Annotated in this window: 18 protein-coding genes; 9 read left to right on the top strand and 9 right to left on the bottom strand. The window is 33.2% G+C overall.

Features of this window, described 5'->3' with window-relative positions; translation table 11 throughout:
* Positions 1-2 precede the first annotated feature (2 nt).
* Both Q0K76_RS13070 and pntB read left to right on the top strand, forming a co-directional pair.
* Positions 3-80: a proton-translocating transhydrogenase family protein gene (locus Q0K76_RS13070; RefSeq protein ID WP_363322491.1), complete on the top strand. Its 78-nt coding sequence runs from the start codon at positions 3-5 to the stop codon at positions 78-80.
* A 13-nt stretch (positions 81-93) separates the two neighbouring features.
* On the top strand, positions 94-1,485 hold the full coding sequence (gene pntB, locus Q0K76_RS11650; protein ID WP_363322490.1) for a Re/Si-specific NAD(P)(+) transhydrogenase subunit beta: 1,392 nt from the start codon (positions 94-96) through the stop codon (positions 1,483-1,485).
* Positions 1,486-1,541: 56 nt separating this feature from the next.
* Here pntB and Q0K76_RS11645 read toward each other — a convergent pair whose 3' ends face one another.
* The 3 genes from Q0K76_RS11645 to oxyR form a co-directional block, all read right to left on the bottom strand.
* The gene (locus Q0K76_RS11645) at positions 1,542-2,579 is read right to left on the bottom strand and encodes an alpha/beta fold hydrolase (RefSeq protein ID WP_294615844.1); all 1,038 of its coding nucleotides are present in this window, start codon (positions 2,577-2,579) and stop codon (positions 1,542-1,544) included.
* Between the two features lie 180 nt (positions 2,580-2,759).
* Positions 2,760-3,404 carry an HTH-type transcriptional repressor FabR gene (gene fabR, locus Q0K76_RS11640; RefSeq protein WP_294615843.1) on the bottom strand — a complete coding sequence of 215 codons (645 nt, stop codon included), beginning with the start codon at positions 3,402-3,404 and terminating at the stop codon, positions 2,760-2,762.
* A 43-nt stretch (positions 3,405-3,447) separates the two neighbouring features.
* Positions 3,448-4,380: a DNA-binding transcriptional regulator OxyR gene (gene oxyR / locus Q0K76_RS11635; protein WP_294615842.1), complete on the bottom strand. Its 933-nt coding sequence runs from the start codon at positions 4,378-4,380 to the stop codon at positions 3,448-3,450.
* A 469-nt stretch (positions 4,381-4,849) separates the two neighbouring features.
* Between oxyR and pcnB the strand changes: the two genes are divergently transcribed.
* The 6 genes from pcnB to sppA all read left to right on the top strand — a co-directional run bounded on the left by pcnB (position 4,850) and on the right by sppA (position 13,438).
* On the top strand, positions 4,850-6,151 hold the full coding sequence (gene pcnB, locus Q0K76_RS11630; RefSeq protein WP_363322489.1) for a polynucleotide adenylyltransferase PcnB: 1,302 nt from the start codon (positions 4,850-4,852) through the stop codon (positions 6,149-6,151).
* A 73-nt stretch (positions 6,152-6,224) separates the two neighbouring features.
* Positions 6,225-8,579: an LPS assembly protein LptD gene (lptD, locus tag Q0K76_RS11625; RefSeq protein WP_294615840.1), complete on the top strand. Its 2,355-nt coding sequence runs from the start codon at positions 6,225-6,227 to the stop codon at positions 8,577-8,579.
* A 79-nt stretch (positions 8,580-8,658) separates the two neighbouring features.
* Positions 8,659-9,972, top strand: a complete 1,314-nt coding sequence (gene surA / locus Q0K76_RS11620; protein WP_294615839.1) for a peptidylprolyl isomerase SurA — start codon at positions 8,659-8,661, stop codon at positions 9,970-9,972.
* The gene (gene rsmA, locus Q0K76_RS11615; RefSeq protein WP_294615838.1) at positions 9,965-10,762 is read left to right on the top strand and encodes a 16S rRNA (adenine(1518)-N(6)/adenine(1519)-N(6))-dimethyltransferase RsmA; all 798 of its coding nucleotides are present in this window, start codon (positions 9,965-9,967) and stop codon (positions 10,760-10,762) included. Before surA ends, rsmA begins: the two co-directional genes overlap by 8 nt.
* A 4-nt stretch (positions 10,763-10,766) precedes the next feature.
* Positions 10,767-11,600: a bis(5'-nucleosyl)-tetraphosphatase (symmetrical) ApaH gene (apaH, locus tag Q0K76_RS11610; protein WP_294615837.1), complete on the top strand. Its 834-nt coding sequence runs from the start codon at positions 10,767-10,769 to the stop codon at positions 11,598-11,600.
* Between the two features lie 14 nt (positions 11,601-11,614).
* Positions 11,615-13,438, top strand: coding sequence for a signal peptide peptidase SppA (sppA, locus tag Q0K76_RS11605; RefSeq protein ID WP_294615836.1), 1,824 nt, complete (start codon positions 11,615-11,617; stop codon positions 13,436-13,438).
* Positions 13,439-13,450: 12 nt separating this feature from the next.
* On the opposite strand, the gene Q0K76_RS11600 is transcribed toward sppA, so the two are convergent.
* The 5 genes from Q0K76_RS11600 to moaC form a co-directional block, all read right to left on the bottom strand.
* A complete protein-coding gene (locus Q0K76_RS11600) occupies positions 13,451-15,286 on the bottom strand; it encodes a sulfatase-like hydrolase/transferase (protein WP_294615835.1) in 1,836 nt (611 codons plus the stop codon).
* Positions 15,287-15,466: 180 nt separating this feature from the next.
* Complete coding sequence (locus Q0K76_RS11595) at positions 15,467-16,165, bottom strand: Bax inhibitor-1/YccA family protein (RefSeq protein ID WP_294615834.1); 699 nt, start codon at positions 16,163-16,165, stop codon at positions 15,467-15,469.
* 59 nt (positions 16,166-16,224) lie between these two features.
* A complete protein-coding gene (gene moaE / locus Q0K76_RS11590; RefSeq protein WP_294615833.1) occupies positions 16,225-16,668 on the bottom strand; it encodes a molybdopterin synthase catalytic subunit MoaE in 444 nt (147 codons plus the stop codon).
* A gap of 6 nt (positions 16,669-16,674) precedes the next feature.
* A complete protein-coding gene (gene moaD / locus Q0K76_RS11585) occupies positions 16,675-16,920 on the bottom strand; it encodes a molybdopterin synthase sulfur carrier subunit (protein ID WP_294615832.1) in 246 nt (81 codons plus the stop codon).
* A complete protein-coding gene (gene moaC / locus Q0K76_RS11580) occupies positions 16,917-17,417 on the bottom strand; it encodes a cyclic pyranopterin monophosphate synthase MoaC (RefSeq protein WP_294615831.1) in 501 nt (166 codons plus the stop codon). Before moaC ends, moaD begins: the two co-directional genes overlap by 4 nt.
* A 253-nt stretch (positions 17,418-17,670) precedes the next feature.
* On the opposite strand from moaC, the gene priA reads away from it, so the two are divergent.
* Positions 17,671-19,839, top strand: coding sequence for a primosomal protein N' (priA, locus tag Q0K76_RS11575; RefSeq protein WP_294615830.1), 2,169 nt, complete (start codon positions 17,671-17,673; stop codon positions 19,837-19,839).
* A 40-nt stretch (positions 19,840-19,879) separates the two neighbouring features.
* On the opposite strand, the gene Q0K76_RS11570 is transcribed toward priA, so the two are convergent.
* Positions 19,880-20,185 (bottom strand): helix-hairpin-helix domain-containing protein, encoded by a 306-nt coding sequence (locus tag Q0K76_RS11570; RefSeq protein WP_294615829.1) that lies wholly within the window; start codon positions 20,183-20,185, stop codon positions 19,880-19,882.
* Between the last annotated feature and the right edge of the window lie 139 nt (positions 20,186-20,324).

Below are 20,324 nucleotides of genomic sequence, written 5' to 3'. Positions count from 1 at the left end.
TTTTGATTGCTAGTATCAATATTTTTGGTGGATTCTTTGTTACCCAAAGAATGCTGAAAATGTTCCAACGTGATAAGTAATAGGAGAGCATAAATAATGAATGGAATTATTCAAGCAGCTTATGTCATTGCAGCATTACTTTTTATTTTCAGTCTACGTGGGCTTTCTAATCAAGAATCAGCAAAATCAGGTAATATATACGGCATGATCGGTATGGCAATTGCACTTATTGCTGCAATTGCAAGCATTAAAGGTGGTCTACACTGGATTATCATTGCAATGATTATTGGTGCGGCTATTGGTTTATACCTAGCTAAAAAAGTTGAAATGACTCAAATGCCAGAATTAGTCGCATTACTTCATAGTTTTGTGGGTATGGCTGCAGTACTAGTAGGTTTCAATAGCTTTTTAGATTCAAAGATGTTCTTGTTCTCATCTAACGAACTTACTGTACATTTAGTCGAAATTTTTGTGGGAATATTTATCGGTGCTGTAACCTTCTCTGGATCTATAGTAGCTTTTGGTAAATTAAATGGTCGTATAAGTTCAAAACCATTATCAATTCCTCACAAACATTACTGGAATTTAGTAGCTATTGCCGTTTCTGTAATACTAATGTTTACTTTTGTTAATGTTCAATCAGGAGCTGGCGCTACTATTAGCTTACTAGCCATGACCATAATTGCATTAGTTTTTGGCTTCCATTTAGTGGCATCAATTGGCGGTGCTGATATGCCAGTGGTTATTTCAATGCTTAACTCTTATTCTGGTTGGGCCGCTGCGGCAGCAGGATTTATGTTAGGCAATGATCTATTAATTGTTACTGGTGCATTAGTTGGTTCATCAGGCGCTATTCTTTCTTATATTATGTGTAAGGCAATGAATCGTTCCTTTATTAGTGTGATTGCGGGCGGGTTTGGTAGTGATGGCAGCACCACAGGTTCTTCTGATCAAGAACAAGGCGAATATCGCGAAATGCAACCAGCTGAAGTTGCTCAAACATTAAAAGAAGCGCGTTCTGTTATTATCGTTCCTGGTTACGGAATGGCGGTAGCACAAGCACAAGGCGCGGTTAGCAATATTACTGAAAAACTTCGTGCTATGGATATTGAAGTAAGATTTGGTATTCATCCAGTTGCTGGACGTTTACCGGGACATATGAATGTATTATTAGCTGAAGCAAAAGTACCATATGATATCGTACTTGAAATGGATGAAATTAATGATGACTTCCCTGATACTGATGTTGTTTGGGTGATTGGAGCCAATGATACCGTAAACCCAGCTGCTGAAGAAGATCCAAGTAGTCCTATTGCGGGGATGCCAGTTCTTGAAGTTTGGAAAGCAAAAACGGTTATTATTTCTAAACGATCAATGAATACTGGTTATGCTGGTGTACAAAATCCACTATTCTTTAAAGAAAATAGTTATATGCTATTTGGTGATGCTAAAGATAGTGTTGAAAAAGTATTACAAAACTTATAATAGGCTATATGCAAACAAAATATTACTGCGGCAAAGCCGCAGTAACTTTTAAAACACTAATCAGCAGTATTCAAAAATATTTTAGACAAAAAACCAGTGATAAGATAACTGAGCTCTCGATGAATTTCCGTCCTTTCACGAGTACCACCATCTTGGCAAATAATCCCTTCTCCTTCACTTTCTTTATTTAATAAATCGACTGCACCAACCTTACAAACTTGCATAAAACTAAAATGCATTGCGTCAGGAATTACAATATAAGTGGATAAACTTTTGGTAAGAAATTGTTGTAAATAGCCAGATTCAAGCTCAACAGCCATATCGCCAACATCAATTCCTGCACCAATAACTAGAGAAGGAATATTCATATTTTTCAAACTTTGAGGTGTAAATCCTCTTGCTAAGCCAGTATCTAAAGTAATAAACGCTTTTATGCGTGGATCTTTCATACTGTTATTTAATTCAGGGTTATCCAGTCCAAGATCTGATACTAACTCACATGCCTTTAAATTCGAATGAGTCATACAATCTTGTTTAAATAACGCAGTATTAAATCGACCACCAGCAAGTGCGATAACTGTCCATCCACCCAAAGAATGCCCTATGGCCGAGATCTTATTCATATCTATAAAACTGGCTAAATCTTCATCTATACTTATAGCATCAATAGTTCTACTTAAATCTCGTGGGCGTTGCCATAACTGAACAGATTGTTTGATATCTCGATTTAAAATGGTTGTACCAGGATGATTTGGCGCAACCACAATATAACCTTGACCGGTTAATTCATAAGCTAACCAACTCAAATTATGCCAGCTACCACCATAACCATGAGAAAATACGATTAATGGATATTTATTATTACTTAGCAAAGGTTTGCCATTAGGTATTACTCTGGAGCCATAAAAAACGGTATTATCACCAATAGCTATTGTTTCTCCACTATTTTTTGCTGGATACCACACTGCAATATTTAAAGGTCGACTTCCTTCTTTATCTAAATTAATTTGCTTAAAACCAACATTAAAGGATGCATAAGTGAAAAGGGGGAAAAGTAAGACTAATGTATTAAATAAATGATTAAATTTAAGCATATAGTTAATTCCGTTTTAAACAAAAACTTCAATCCGAATATTTAAAGAAATTTGTAAAAATAAGAATAGCAGTTATTTTGAACAAATAACACCAGATAAATAAATAAAGTATATAAAGCTAAAATTTGTAAAGATGTTTCAGGTTAACTATACGTTTACGTATTAATATGAAAGTTAGAATTAATGATTTTCGACTTTTATTTTTTCTTTATGATAAAGATAATAAGCACCCCTAGATACCATTCGCAACTGAAAAATGAGATCTTCAATTAATTTTTGACGTTTTACCTCATCAAAATCGATTGCTTCTGCTCCAGCATTAAAAGCAATGGTAACCATTGCCTCCGCTTGAGCCTCATTATAATGATGAGGCATACCATTAGCATTATTTAAGTAATCAACAAGTTCAACAATAAAATGTTGAATCTCGCGCGCAATAGCAGAACGAAAAGCAGACGAAGTTCCAGCTTTTTCGCGTAATAACAGCAAGAATATTTTAGGATTGTTATCAATAAACTCAATGAAGGTCGTCACCGAAGTTTGTAAAACACTACCACCTTTTTCAATCCGTTTACGAGCTTGTCGTAATAATTGACGAAGCGTTAGACCACTTTCATCAACCATGGCTAAACCGAGTTCATCCATATCACGAAAGTGACGATAAAAGGAGGTCGCCGCAATACCAGCTTCACGAGCGACTTCACGCAAACTTAGACTGGCAAAACCTTGTTCTGCATTAAGTTGATTAAAAGCTGCATCAATCAAACTTCGACGTGTTTTTTCTTTTTGCAAAGCACGGACACCACCAGTTTTGATATTTTTCATTTTCTCATCTTAGCTTTTATATATTAATCTCTGTATTTGTCATCTAGTCTATAGCTTTAGCTTTAAGCGACTGCTCTTTATCTTTAAATACGTTAGGCATATGCTCTCGAATGGTTTTTGCAATCGTTTCATAGCGAGAACGTAATGGAGAACCGGGACGATAAATAAGTGCAATACTACGAACAGGCACAGGATCAGTACAAGGGATATAACAAATGTTATCGCGAGTACGCTCATTAGGTGCGGCTAACTCAGGAAATAAAGTAATTCCCCGCCCTGCTGATATCATACTTCGTAGTGTTTCAAGACTAGTGGCTTTAAATTGCTTATCTTCATCAATGCCAACTTGAAAACAATATCCCATAGCATGATCACGTAGACAATGGCCATCTTCTAGCATAAGCAATTTTTCGCCCTTTAAACTAGAGAGTTTAACTGTCATATTACTAGCTAACTCATTATTTGCAGGAACCGCTAAAAGCATTGGTTCGTTAAATAAAGGCAATTCAATAAATTGTGCTGTTTCTTTAACTTGAGCAATAATTGCACAATCAAGTTTACCACTTTCAAGTTGAGAAACGATACTAGCTGTTTGGGCTTCATGTAAATAAAGTTCTAATTGAGGAAAAGATTCATGTAACACTGTAATAACATGAGGTAATAGGTAAGGGGCTATAGTGGGAATTAATCCGATATGCATAGGCCCTGACATCTCTTCACCTTGACGACTAGCCATCTCTTTTAAGATCTGAATATTACGCAAAATTTCTTTTGCTTGTTCTACTAACATCATCCCAGTTTGAGTAAATAATACTTTTCGACTAGTTCGTTCTAATAGCATTACGCCTAATTCATCTTCTAGTTTTCTGATTTGCCCACTTAATGTTGGTTGACTTACGTTACATGCATCAGCTGCTTTACGAAAGTGACGAAATTCAGCTAACGAAACAAAATATTCCAAATCACGAATATTCATAATATCCCCAATAAGTTATCAGTTAAAAGATATATATCTAATTTACTTCAATTTGTAATAACTAAGACTAAAAACATATAATCAAAAATTATTTCACCATATTTTATATGTTAATGTTCCTGTAATTAATATAAAAAGAAGTAATTGAATATAGGTTTATTACAAAGCAATTATCCCGCTGATATCACATAAATACGGGTAAGACTAATATGTTACTTCATGATGATATAATATTATTAATTGTACTATAGAAAACTCTATTGTTGTTAATTATGTTTAAAAAAGCAAATAGAATATTTTATTCTGACTATTTAATAATAATTATTTGGTTATTGAAAACAGCAACATAGAAAGAACATGGAAAGTTAATAACAATTGCGTTATAATCGCGCGCTATATTTTTCTATTTAGCTCATAATACTTGCTGAGGTGCGCTATTTTCAAACAAGTTTCACGCTTTTATCATAAAATTTTTCGTTTAAAAGAACACCAACAAGCTTGCTATGTTTCCATTCCTCGCAATGAACACAATATTTCTCGCAAGGATATCAGTGAAAATGCCTTAAAGGTTCTTTATCGATTAAATAAACAAGGGTACGAGGCTTTTTTAGTAGGTGGTTGCATTCGAGATCTTTTATTAGGTAAAACGCCTAAAGACTTTGATATTGCAACCAATGCTACACCTGAACAAGTTCAAACAAGTTTTCGTAATTGCCGGCTGGTTGGAAGGCGCTTCCGCCTGGCACATGTTATGTTTGGCAAAGAAATTATTGAAGTTGCAACTTTCCGTGGTGAGCATGATGATCAAAAAAGCCAAACCAATATTAGTAAACGCTCACAATCGGGAATGTTATTACGAGATAATGTTTACGGCACTATAGAGCAAGACGCTATGCGTCGTGATTTCACTATCAACGCACTTTATTATGATGTCAAAGACTTTACTTTACGTGATTATTGTCAAGGACTACAAGATTTAAAAAAAGGAATTATTCGGTTAATAGGTGATCCGCAAACACGTTACCGCGAAGATCCCGTTAGGATGTTAAGAACGATTCGCTTTGCAGCAAAGCTTAATATGAAAATTGAGACAGCAACTGCTGAGCCTATAAAAGCATTAGCACCATTATTAAAGAACATTCCTCCAGCCCGTCTTTTTGATGAATCACTAAAATTACTACAAACTGGATATGGTTATAAAACCTACTTTCTGCTAAGGGAATTTCATCTTTTTGAACAAATTTTCCCTAATATTGGTCGTTTTTTTACCCCAAACAATACTAGTAACTTCGAGAGGATTATAGAACAAGTATTAAAAAATACAGATTATCGAATTACAAATAATCAGCGCGTAAATCCAGCTTTTTTATTTGCAGTATTTTTATGGTATCCACTCATCGAACAAACTCAACTTACTTGTATGGAAAGTGGTTTACAATTCTATGATTCATTTTCAATGACAATTAATGATCTATTAAGTGAACAATGTCGTATTCTAGCAATACCAAGACGGTTAACAACTACAATGGGTGATATTTGGCGTCTACAATTACGTATGAAAAAACGAGAAGGTAAACGCGCTTTTGCTATTATCGAACATCCAAAATTTCGAGCAGCTTTTGATCTATTAGAAATGCGCGCTTCGATTGAGAAAGGTGAATTGTTAAATTTAACCAAATGGTGGGATGAATTTCAGTATGCTCCTATCGAAAAAAGAATTGTAATGGTTAAACAATTAAATAAAGCAAACAGACGTAGAGTAAAACGTTAATTTTTCGTTCGCTCTTTTATAAATAATCGTTATAATATCTTAATGACATAATCTTGATTACATTTGAACATTGATGAAAAAATTAGTGCCATCATTTATTGCAACTTCTTTAACACTTGCGTTGTATAGCAGTTCTAGTTACGCTATAAATTTACCTAACCTTAATAACAATAATCCGCAGTGTCTTATTAATGTTCCTCGATTCAATCGATCATTGGTTAATGGTGACATAAACACCTTGCCTGTCTTAGCTGAAGCTAACCAATTTGAAGCTATTTATCCTAATATCGCAATTTATCAAGGCAACGTACTTATAGAACAAGGTAATCGAACAATTCAAGCTAATAAAGTAACCATTGATTCTCAAGACAAAAATAATCGTATTGTAACATTAGAAGGCAATATTACTTATCAAGATAATATGATCCAGATGAAAGGTAATAAGGCATCAATGAATCTTAATAATAATGATACCAATATGAGTCCAAGTGAATATCATCTAGTTAATAGGTTAGGGCATGGTGATGCTGATGAAACGAAACTAGAAAAAAATCGTTACGTTGTTCTTAGAAATGGTAGTTTTACATCTTGCCCAATAAATGATGATACTTGGAATATTAAAGGAACCACAGTAATACACGATAATGACGAGCAACTTCTTGAAGTTTGGAATGCAGTATTTCGTCTAGGTAATGTTCCGGTTTTATATTCCCCTTATTTGCAATTACCAACTGGTGATAAGCGCCGTTCTGGTTTATTAATGCCTAATTTTAGCTACGATAGTATTGATGGTATTGATTTTTTATTACCTATTTATTGGAACATTGCGCCTAATTACGATGCTACTATCACACCAAGAGTATTGCAACATCGTGGCGTACAATTACAAACTGAATTTCGTTATTTAAATGAAATTGGCTTAGGTACATTAGCTTTTGACTGGCTACAACATGATTCAAAATATAATGAAGATAGAGATAAAAAGTTAAACGGTAATAATTATGATGATAATCACCATCGTTGGTTATTTCATTGGAAAAATGAAGAGTTAATTAACTATAATTGGCGTTTTTATGCTGATACTACCCGAATAAGCGACAATCAATATTTAACTGATTTAAATTCAAAGTATGCTTCAGAAACCGATGGGTATTTAACTCAGTTTTATCAACTCGGGTTTAATAATGAAAATTGGGATGTTACATTGGGCTATCGTCACTTTCAACCATTGTATGCTCAAGGGAAAGATAAACTTTACCAATCTCAACCACAATTAAATATGCATTATTATAATTATGATTTAGGTCCGTTAAAATTTAAAACATTTTCGCAAGTATCTCATTATGCCACTTCTGGCAAAAATAAACCTAAAGCATGGCGTGCTCATCTTGAACCAACACTTAACTATACTCTAAACAACTCTTGGGCAAAACTAGCCTCAGAAGCTAGTTTTATGGCAACGCATTATAATCAAACTAACATTAAAAAAGATAACGAATTAGATAGAAATGTTAATCGGTTTATGCCCAAGTTTAGTATTGATGGCAAACTTGTTTTTGAGCGAGATACTACTTTAATTAAAAATTATACACAAACATTAGAACCGCGAGTGAAATATATATATATTCCCTATCGCAATCAATCAAATATTTGGAACTATGACTCAACGTTGCTACAGTCAGATTATATTGGACTATTTAGAGATCAGCCTTATAGTGGGCTAGATCGCATTGCCTCGGCAAATAATCTAACTACCGGAATAACAACACGACTTTATGATAATAACAAAGTAGAAAAATTTAATTTTTCAGTCGGACAAATTACTTATTTTAGCAAATCCAAAACCAGTGAACATAATAATGAGCTAGATAAAAACTCTGATACAGGTAGTATTACTTGGGCTACAAATAGTTTTTGGCGAATAAATGATGATTTAATTTTTCGCGGTGCCGTGCAATATGATACACGTATTAATACGGTTTCTTTAGCTAATACCACAATTGAATACCGACTTTCGAGTGAAAAAAAAGCACAACTTTCTTACCGTTATGCAAATCATAGTTATATTGATACTATTAGACATAAAAACTTGTACTATAATCCCTATAAACAAGATATTTCACAAGCAGGAGTTATGATGGCATGGCCATTATCTAATACAATCAGCGCAGTAGGTTCTTATTATTATGATGTTAAATTAAAACAAACGGCCGATAGTTTTGTAGGATTACACTATAGTGATTGTTGTTGGGGAGTAACAGTGCAATATGGCCGGAAACTAACAGACTGGGACATCGGCTCACGTGTAAGTAAATACAAAAATAAACTTTCAGTTAACTTTGAACTATTAGGTTTAGGTAAAACTCAAGATGCCAAAGCTAAAATGTTAAGTTTTGGGAAACTACCTTATATAACTACATTTGAATAAAACTGAAATACTAACAAACCGCATAATTAATTTATTGCAGCCACGTGAAAATTATAACAACACCATGAGTTGAGTGAATATGAAATTATTGAAACTAATTATCGCTTTAATCTTAAGTATAAATCTTGGATTTATTACATCATTATCCGTTAATGCAGCACCAAAAGTTGTCGAAAAAGTTGCTGCTGTCGTTAATAACAACGTCATTTTAGAAAGTGATGTTAATGATATGTTAAAAACAGTCAAAGCAAGTACCGATCCTAAAAATTTACCTAATGATAAACTGCTTCGTCAGCAAATTATTGATCGGTTAGTCACTGAAAATTTAATTTTACAAAAAGCAGCGAAAGCCAAAATCACCATTAGCGATGACGAAGTTACCGATGCCATCGAAAAAATTGCCGCTGAAAATGATATGTCAATTGATGAACTCAGAGGTAAATTAGTAACAATGGGAGTAAGTTATAGTGTTTATCGTGACCGTATCCAAAACGATATGCTAATTGAACAAACGCAAATGAATGAAGTCAAACACCGAATTAACATATCAAATAAAGAAATAGAAGACTTAGCCAAAAATATAGCCCAACAACCAACTAATAATATTGATGTTAAAATCAGTCATATTTTGATTTCTGTTCCTGAAAATGCAAGCAAACAACAAATTGATACGGCAACAAATAAAGCGAGAGATATTGTTAACCGTGCTCAAAAAGGTGAAAACTTTGCTAAATTAGCTACTTCATATTCGAATGATGAGTTTGCTCTAAAAGGCGGAAGTATGGGGTGGAATAAATTAAATGAATTACCAACAATTTTTGAAGAGCGTTTAATTCGCGCGCCAAAAGGTAGCATTATTGGTCCAATTCGTTCTGGTGTGGGTTTCCATATTTTGAAAGTTGATGATAGTCGTACTGAAGCACCTAAAACAATTACTGTGCAAGAAGTTAATGCACGCCACATTTTGATTAAAACGAATGTATTAGTTAACGACCAAACAGCTAAACAAAAATTGACTGATATACGTAAAACTATTACCAGTGGAACAACAACTTTTGAGTCTGCTGCTAAAACTTATTCAGAAGATCCAGGTTCTGCTAGTAATGGTGGTAATCTTGGATGGAATCTTCCGGAACGTTATGATACTGGATTTAAAAATGCATTAACCAAGTTGAAAAAAGGTGAAATTAGTCAACCAATTAAATCCGCTTATGGTTGGCATTTGATACAACTAATTGATACAAGAAAAGTTGATCGCACTGCGTTAGCTAAAAAAGAACAAGCTTACCGGCTTATATTTAATCGTAAATTTACTGAAGAAGTACAAGTTTGGATTCAAGAACTAAAAGGTGATGCATATATTAAAATTATAGGTGAAGAAAAGAATGACTAATCGTGTACACCAAGGACATTTTGCCCGCAAACGATTTGGACAAAATTTTCTGCATGATGATTACATTATTGACAGTATTGTTGCGGCTATTAATCCAAATAATGAACAAGCTTTGGTTGAAATTGGTCCAGGTCTTGCCGCACTTACCATACCTATTAGCAAGCATGTAGATCATTTCACAGCTATAGAAATTGATCGAGATTTAGCCTCTAGACTCATTGAAAATCCATCACTTAAAGGTAAACTTACTGTTATTGAACAAGATGCTCTTACGTTTGATTTTAATCAGATCTCACATCAATCAGGTAAACCTTTAAGAGTATTTGGTAACTTACCTTACAATATATCAACTCCGCTGATGTTTCATCTATTTAAGTATGCAAACATTATTACTGATATGCATTTTATGCTACAAAAAGAGGTCGTAACCCGTTTAGTGGCTGCACCAAATACTAAGGAATATGGTAGACTTAGTGTCATGGCTCAATATTATTGCCAAATTATTCCAGTATTAGACGTTCCTCCTACATCATTTAAACCTGCCCCAAAAGTTGATTCAGCAGTAGTTAAATTAATTCCATATAAGAATAAACCTTATCTTGTAAATGATATTAAAGTACTTTCACGTATCACGACAGAAGCGTTTAATCAAAGACGTAAAACTATTCGTAACAGCTTAAGCAATATGTTTACAGTCGATCAATTATCAGAATTAAATATTGATCCAAATTTACGTGCTGAAAATTTATCTGTACCCCAATATTGTTTACTTGCAAACGCATGGAAATAACAAAATGGCAAACTTACTGATTGGTGATATTCATGGTTGTTATGATGAATTTATGCGATTACTTGAAAAAGCTAAGTTCTCATCATCAGATACAGTATGGTTAACGGGTGATCTTGTTGCAAGAGGCCCCAAATCACTTGAAGTTTTACGTTTTGTGAAAAGCAATAGTCAGCAAATTCGTTTAGTATTAGGTAATCATGATCTTCATTTATTATCCATTTATGCTAAAGTCACTCCTATCAAGAAAAAAGATAATCTCGAAGACGTATTAACAGCTCCTGATTATGATGAATTAATGAATTGGTTACGTAAACAACCATTGATTCAAATAGACGAACAATTGAAACTTATCATGACTCATGCAGGTGTCTCTCCACAATGGGATCTTGAAACACTAAAAAAATGCGCACAAGATCTTAATGTTATGCTATCAAGTGATTCATACCCCCTTTTCCTTGATAAAATGTATGGTAACTTTCCAGACGAATGGTCATTAAAATTACAAGGAATTGATAGACTTCGTTATATTGCTAATGCATTAACCCGAATGCGTTTTTGTTATGAAAATGGTCGGCTTGATTTCTATTATAAAAAGCTACCAGAACAAGCACCAAACAAACTCAAACCTTGGTTTTTGTTACCAAGTAAAATCCCATCTCAATATAGTATCGCATTTGGTCATTGGGCTGCTTTAAATGGAAAAGGTACCCCAGAGAATATTTATGCCCTTGATACTGGATGTTGTTGGGGAGGTAAATTAACTTGCTTACGTTTTGAAGATAAAAAATACTTTAAAAAAAGAAATATCGAAGCTAAAAAATCAGATAAGCTATTATAAAAGGATTATTTATTATGTCTGTTTTATCACTTATTAAATCAATTTGGAAAGTTATTAACTTAATTAGAGAGATCTTTCTTAACATTATCTTTTTAATCATCATTATTCTTATTTTTAGTGTCACGACCTTAATAAAAGAAGCTCAAAATCAAGAAACTATTCCACAAAAAGGCGCTCTGGTATTGAATATTGAAGGTGTGATAGTTGATAACACCCAATATAGTGATGATATTTATGCATTACAAAATAAAATCTATGGTAAAAGTGTAAATATCGCTAGGGAAAATAGTTTATTTGTATTAACACAAAAGATCGCTCAAGCTACCAACGATCCTAACATCAATAGTATTATCCTTAAGTTAGATAATTTTGCTGGAACCGATATGAGTTCTCTACAATATATAGGTAAATATTTAACTAAATTCAGTGATGCCAAGAAACCTATTTACGCAATTGGATCTAATTTTAATCAAAGTCAATATTATTTAGCTAGCTATGCCGATAAAATCTATTTAACTCCTCAAGGCGCAGTTAATGTATATGGATTATCTGCAAGTAATTTATATTATAATACCTTACTGAATAATTTGAAGATTAATACCCATGTATTCCGAGTCGGTACCTATAAATCTGCGGTAGAGCCTTTCATTCGAGATAGTATGTCAGACGAAGCCAAAAATAATACAACTCGCTGGCTAACTTTGACCTGGAATAACTATCTTAAGGACATATCCAGTCAAAGAAAACGTGCAGCTACACAGCTAGTCCCTACTCCAGACGTAATGTTGTCGGAATTAAAATCGGTCAATGGAAGTATGAGTCAATATGCGTTATCAAATGGTTTGATTGACGTTATTGCATCTAATTATCAATTCGAACTTGAATTAACTCACAAAAATGAAATCAGCATCTATGACTATCAACTAAAAAAACAGCAAGATGACAATTCAGATAATGAAAAAAGTGATAAACCACTCATCGCGGTTGTATTTGTCAATGGTACACTTGCTGAAGGTGAAAATAGTAGTAATGTAGCGGGAAGCCAAGATATTGTTAATCAATTAAGAAAAATTCGTAAAAATTTAAATGTCGAAGCGGTAGTATTGCGTGTTAATAGTCCAGGTGGAAGTGTTGAAGCATCTGAAGCTATTCGAAATGAGCTAGAAGCTTTACGCCAAAACCATATACCGGTTATCGTGTCTATGGGAGGGATGGCTGCCTCTGGTGGTTATTGGATATCGACAGAATCGGACTATATTGTTGCTAGCCCAAATACAATCACAGGTTCTATCGGTATTTTTGGTATTGTTCCAACATTTGAAAAATCGCTTTCTCATATTGGTGTTTACAGTGATGGAGTTGCAACCTCACCACTATCCAAAAGTAATTTAGCCCAAGATTTACCAGATGAAATGAATCAACTAATTCAAATAAATATTGAAAATGGCTATAACACGTTTATTTCTTTAGTTGCCAAAGCACGCAATATGACCACAGAACAAGTTGATGAAATTGGACAAGGACAAGTGTGGTTAGGTGTAGAAGCAAATAAAATAGGATTAGTTGATAAATTAGGTGACTTTGATGATGCTATTGATATAGCGGCTACATTAGCCCACCTAACCGATTATAAAATTGATTGGCAAAAACCAGAACCTAATTGGTTTAACGCTTTTTATTCAGATATAGTTGCAATGGCACCTAAATCAACTGCTGAAATTTTGTTTGAGCAATTACCTGAAGCAAAACAATTACAGCAACAAGTTTCTTTGTGGGACAAATTTCATGATAAACAAAATCGATTTGTTTATTGCTTAAATTGTGCTGATATCCGCTAGCTTAATTCCCGCCTAACCGCGGGAATTACATTCGAAAAAATAACGCATATTCTTCATGGCATCTTGAATATATTGATAATTTGGTGTTTCATCTACTTCATGATTATGTGAATCCGTATAGTGACTAATGCCCAGACGATTAACAAAATAAATATTATCTGACGTTTTAATAGCATAAGAACTATAATTTGACATTAACAACCAATTTCGATCAATAATAGGACTAAACAGGTCATATCCCGTAGCATAATCTCTGATATCATTTTTAACATAAAGAAAATGTTTCATTAATGTAGGGACAACATCCTCATGGCTAGTTAATTGATTGGCATTATTTTTTAGATTTTCTAATTCTTTTGCTCCAATAATGACAAAAGGTACTTTGGTTTGCGCATCAGTATAATTACCATTATGACCCCAAAAACCAAGTTTATTATCATTCATTTCTTGAGAATGATCACCTGTAATGATGATTAATGTATTAGCTAGTGTCCCCGAAGCAACAAGCTCATCATAAACACGTTGCAATAAATAATCATCATAATTAACACTTTGTTTATAACGATTAAAAATGGGTTTTTGATCTGAATCATTACTAAGCGTCATATAATTGATATCACCAATAGGTTTGAATTTAATTGCAAAATCATCCGGAAAATCATAAGCATGCGGTGCATCATAAAACAAAAAAGAAAATGTTGGTTGAGTCGTATCTCGTTTTTTATACCATTGTAACCAATCATCAGTTAGTTGTTTATCTCTAGCTGATGCTGGACCATCTTTACTGCTAATTCTCAAATTTTGAATTGTTGCAAATACAGTGCGATCAAACTCAGGAGCCGAGACTTTAGCTGAGGTAAAAATACCAATATTGTAATTTTCTTGTTGTAAAGTTGTGATGAATAATGATGGAATACTATTACGTAAAAATGCATCCCAATAAGTACCAGGAATACCATAAAATAAACCAAAAATACCCGTGCGTGTTGCATTGCCAGTTGAGTAATGGTTATTAAAAATTACCCCATTGTTTTGTTGTACAAAATGATAGGTATTTGGAGATATTAATTCATTGAATGTATCATAGCGCCATGAATCTAACACAATGAACATGATATTTGGTGGTGTTTTATTTTCCGGATTAATAATTAATTTATTATGAGGGTAATAAATACTGGCATGTTGATTATCCTTTTGATAAATAACTTTATGTTGTCCTTCTTTGTCAAAAAATCCCATTATTTCTTTTGAGGTAAATGGGCGATAAAGAGGTATATATTCTTTTACGACCATAATTGGTGAATAAGCATAATAAAATGCCACCATATGCACTAAATGGCTTATTAAGAATGATCCACACAGAAATATTACAGTTGCTATTATAAAACTAGATCGTTTATGCAATGACTTCTGTCGAGTGATTAGCTTATCAAGGAAACATAAAATTACATATTCAATGCCGCATACCGTTATCAAGAGCCCAAACATAAAAAAATAAGTTATTAAGGCAAAATCGACCACTTGACCGGACAATATAAGTGATATAACGGATTGATTGATGTGAAAACGATACTGCTCAAACACAATTGTATCAATGTATAATACAATTTGTAATAAACCAAAAATAACAGCTACGACTAGATGTGTAATACATTTTCCAAAACGAAGCAATGGAATACATATTAGAAAAACTAATAAATATAATAAAAAAAAGTGACCCAATACAGCAAATATTGAAAATAAGCTACCAATCCAAGTAAATGAAACACCAGGAACAATAAAGTAACGTATTGTTATAAATGATGAAATGAAGACATTAATCAGAACAAAATAATACAATTTTTTCATAGTAATTCACTAATAAACAAGCTTTTGGTTTTATATTCAGCAAAATACTTATTTTATACTAATGTGTACTGTTATCCTGGAACTTTATAACAAAATAGCATTATCAAAATAAATTACTAACTATAATTTAACAAAAAAGGACTCATTAAGAGTCCCTTTTAAATGTAGTATAACCATAAATTAACGACGATCTGCAAAAATTCTTAAGAGCATTATAAATAAATTAATAAAATCAAGATAAAGCTCTAATGCACCTAAAATTACATAACGTCTAAACAGATTTGCATCATCTTGTGGTAATTGCTCACCAAAATTTTTAAGTTTTTGCGTATCATAAGCTGTTAATCCAGCAAAAACAAAAACACCAATATATGAAATAGCCCACATTAACGGCTGGCTTTGCATAAAGATATTAACCAATGACGCAATAATAATACCTACCAAGCCCATAAACAAAAAGCGTCCAAAACCTGATAGATCACGTTTTGTGGTATAACCATAAAAAGCTAGTGTAGCAAACATACCAGCAGTTATAAAAAATACACTCGCTATTGAAGATGATGTATAAACTATGAAATAAATAGAAAAAGTGCATCCGTTCAGAACCGAATATAACATAAATAGTGTTGTGGCAGCTGCCCCGGATAAACGATTGATCATGCCAGAAATAACAAAAACTAACCCAATTTCAGCTATCAATAATACCCACATTCCACGAAATAAAATTTGCAAAAGTTGTATATTGGTAGATGCATACCATGCAACCAATGCAGTTAAAAGTAAACCAACAGTCATCCAACCATACACATGACTCATGTAAGTTTGTACCCGACTACTAGATTGTTCAATAATTGAACCATTAGATGAATAATTCGCCATTTATTACCTCTTGTAAAAATAAATGATATAACTTAGATCTATTATATCCTAAATATTGATTAAAACCATTTTTTCAAGGCTGCTTTATCAGTTTTTTTTGCCTTAACCCAATTTTCTCCTTTTGTTGTGCGTTCTTTTTTCCAAAGTGGTGCTTCACTTTTTAACAAGTCCATAATAAATTCAGTAGCTGCAAAGGAATCAGTACGATGAGCACTACTCACGCCAACAAAAACAATCTTTTCATTAGTATAGATTTCACTCACTCTATGAATTACAGCTACCCGATTTATCTGCCATTTAGTTCGAGCCTGAGCAATAATTTTAGCTAATACTTTTTCGGTCATACCTGAATAATGCTCTAAATAAAGACTAGTTGTTTGTTGTTCAAGCATACGAACTTTTCCAATAAAAGTGACAATGGCACCATCTTGAGGTGAAGTTGATAACCAATCAATTAATTCATCTACATTAATTGGCTGTTTGGTAACTTGAATGATATTCATGTTAACTTAACCGCCTGTTACCGGTGGGAAAAAAGCAATTTCATCACCGTTTTGAATGATATATTCAATATCAACTAATGTCTGATTAACCGCACATAAAACAGTATTCTCTTTTAATGCTAACGACCATTTATCGCCTTTCTGACTTAGTTTTTCTATAAGACAATGCACTGACAATTGATCGGCATCTAATATCATGCTCTCTATACCAATTAACTCTCTAATCTGAGCAAAAAAAATAATTTTATTCATTTCCCATCGTTGTTATTGTTTTTGGCATTAAAATCACCTGATTTACCACCTGTTTTGGTTAATAATCTAACTTGAGTGATTACCATATCTTTTTGAACTGCTTTACACATATCATAAATAGTTAAAGCCGCTACTGAGGATGCAACCAATGCTTCCATTTCAACACCGGTTTGACCGGTTACTCTACATAAGGACTCAATTCTAACACAATGATTAACTAAATCAGCTTCAATATTCACTTCAATTTTACTGAGTAATAATGGGTGACATAGAGGAATAAGTTCCCAAGTTTTTTTAGCAGCTTGAATACCCGCAATCCTCGCGGTAGCAAAAACGTCACCTTTATGATGTCTTCCCTCAATGATCATATTGAGTGTTTTAGCATCCATAAACACAAAAGATTCAGCCTTAGCTGTACGCGTTGTTATTTGTTTATCTGAAACGTCAACCATATGGGCTTCACCATACTGATTAATATGAGAAAATAATAGTGACATTAACCTTAACCTTATAACTTCATAAATTGATATAACAGAAACAAGATAACAAATTTTAAAAGATGATACCACTTTTTGAGTAAATAGAAACTATTACAAAATAGTATTAATTAATTTTAATTTAGATTACAAATTTAAATAATATAATTAACTGATTAGCATGAAGAACAACAAATTAGTTAGCTTAGCTTTTGCGAGTTAATAAAAAACTGCGTACAATAATGCATTTATTAAATTATTATTGTGATTTTTAATGCTTATTGCTCATGTAGCTTTACCGGTACCAATTCACCAACTTTTTGATTATCAATTAGTGGTACCCGCAGAAATTGGCATGCGGGTTAGAGTTCCTTTTGGCAAACGTCAGGCAATTGGCATCATTGTCAAAATTGATCAACAATCTGATCTCAATATCAACAATTTAAAGTCAATCATTGATGTTGTTGATCAAACACCTCTCTTTACCGATTCAATCTGGAAATTGTTAAATTGGGCTGCAAGTTATTATCATTATCCACTTGGCGAAGTTTTGTTTCATGCCATGCCCATTTTATTGCGACAAGGTCGTCAAGCGACTAAAGACGAAGTTAAACAATGGCAATTGACCAAATTAGGACATGAAATTGATCTAAACTCCTTATCACGAGCACCCAAACAGAAGTTATTATTATCTTCATTACGAAATAATACTGATCATCAAATTGATTTTAATAAAACTATATATTGCGAATTACAAAAAAAACACTTAATAGAACAAATAGTAGAACCATCTGATATTAATCAATGGCAAAATGATTTTTCGGCTAACACAACTTCTATCAAATTAAATGACCAACAGTCATATGCAGTCACAACATTAAATAAACAAAATAATCATTTTGGTGTATTTTTGCTGGAAGGTATAACGGGCTCAGGCAAAACCGAAGTATATTTAAATATACTTACTGACATATTATCTAAAGGTAAACAAGTATTAGTGCTTGTCCCAGAAATTAGCCTTACACCTCAAACAATTAAACGTTTTAAACAACGCTTTAACGCGCCAATAGATATTTTGCATTCAGGATTAACAGAAAAACAACGTTTGGCTGTTTGGCTAAGAAGCAAAAATGGCGATAATGCTATTATCGTTGGAACGCGCTCTGCATTGTTCACGCCATTCAAAAATTTAGGAATGATTATTATTGATGAAGAACATGATAGTTCCTATAAACAACAAGAAGGTTGGCGGTATCATGCGCGTGACTTAGCGATTACTCTTGCTAAAATTGCAAATATTCCAATATTATTAGGATCAGCAACTCCGTCACTTGAAACTTTAAATAATGCACAAAATAATAAATATCAATTACTACAGCTTACTGAAAGAGCAGGTAGCGCTACATTAGCCAAACAGTCTATTTTAGATCTTCGAGGATTAGTGCTTACCGCAGGTTTATCATATCCACTCATTGAGCAGATAAGGAAGCATTTATCTAACAATAACCAGGTAATGTTATTTTTAAATCGTCGAGGTTTTTCACCATTGCTAATTTGTCATGATTGTGGTTGGATAGCTGAATGCCCTCGCTGTGATCGGCCTTATACCTATCATCAAAAACAGCAAAAGTTAAGTTGCCATCATTGTGATTCATCAAGAATAATACCCACTCAATGCCCTAAATGTGGTTCAAGTCACTTAATACCTATTGGCTTTGGAACAGAACAACTTGAAAAGCAGCTTGAAATCTTATTTCCAAATATTCAAATTAGTCGTATCGACCGGGATACTGTCAGTAAGAAAGGAGTATTAGATGATTATTTACAAAAAATCCAACAAGGTGGCGCTCATATTTTAGTCGGCACACAAATATTGGCTAAAGGTCATCACTTTCCTGATGTTACTTTAGTTGGAATTGTCGATGTGGATGGGGCCTTGTTCTCTAGCGATTTTCGTGCTACCGAACGATTTGCTCAAATTTATACTCAGGTCTCAGGTCGGGCAGGGCGAGAAACAAAAGCGGGAGAAGTTATTTTACAAACATATCATCCTGATCACCCATTACTAAAGATTTTACTTACTAAAGGTTATCAGGAATTTGCTAAAGTCACATTACAAGAAAGACGACAAACCCAATTACCACCTTTTAGTTATCAAGCACTAATTCGTGCAGCAGATAGAAATAACCAATATGCGCCGATGTTTTTACAACACATCCATGACTGGCTTAAAAAAAATGTTAATCATAATTTATGGCAAGTGGGCCCTACACAAGCAATCCAACCTAAAAAAGCAGGTTATAATCGTTGGCAACTATTACTCCAACACAGCAACAGGCAAATACTGCAACACATACTAGATCAACTTCTTACGAATATAGAAAAATGGGTTGAAACATCCAAAGTACGTTGGAGTATTGATGTTGATCCCATAGATCTATGATATTTAATACTATCCACCGAGTTAAATCGGTGGATAATTATTATAAAGTTATTTTTCCAGAATTTTTGTCCAATGTAGCTTGTCCTATGCCAGAAACCTCCTTAAGTTGTTCTATTGAAACAAATGGTCCAAATTTTTCACGATATTCAATAATTTTTTGAGCTTTACTTTTTCCAATTCCATTTAACACTTTTGTTAATTGCTCTGCGGAGGCAGTATTAATATTAACTTGTTCGACTTGTGCCTGGGTCTGTTTACTTGATTCAGTTGGTACTGAATCAGCTAAACTCATAGTTGAAAATGTAATAGTTGATAATAAAAAACATAATAGTGAAAATAGTTTCATTTGATTAACCTCTAAAATAGTTTATGCAATTAAATTTGCTTTATAACTATCTCACCTAATCAAATAAAAGAATTTAGCTCATTATAAAAATGAGAAAAGTCACTTATGTGACTTTTCTATTTTGCTTATTTTAACATTA

The organism is uncultured Gilliamella sp. (genome assembly GCA_945271295.1).
Lineage (GTDB): Bacteria > Pseudomonadota > Gammaproteobacteria > Enterobacterales > Orbaceae > Gilliamella.
Note: the sequence above shows the minus strand (reverse complement) of the source record. Positions and strands in the feature narration are given on the sequence as shown.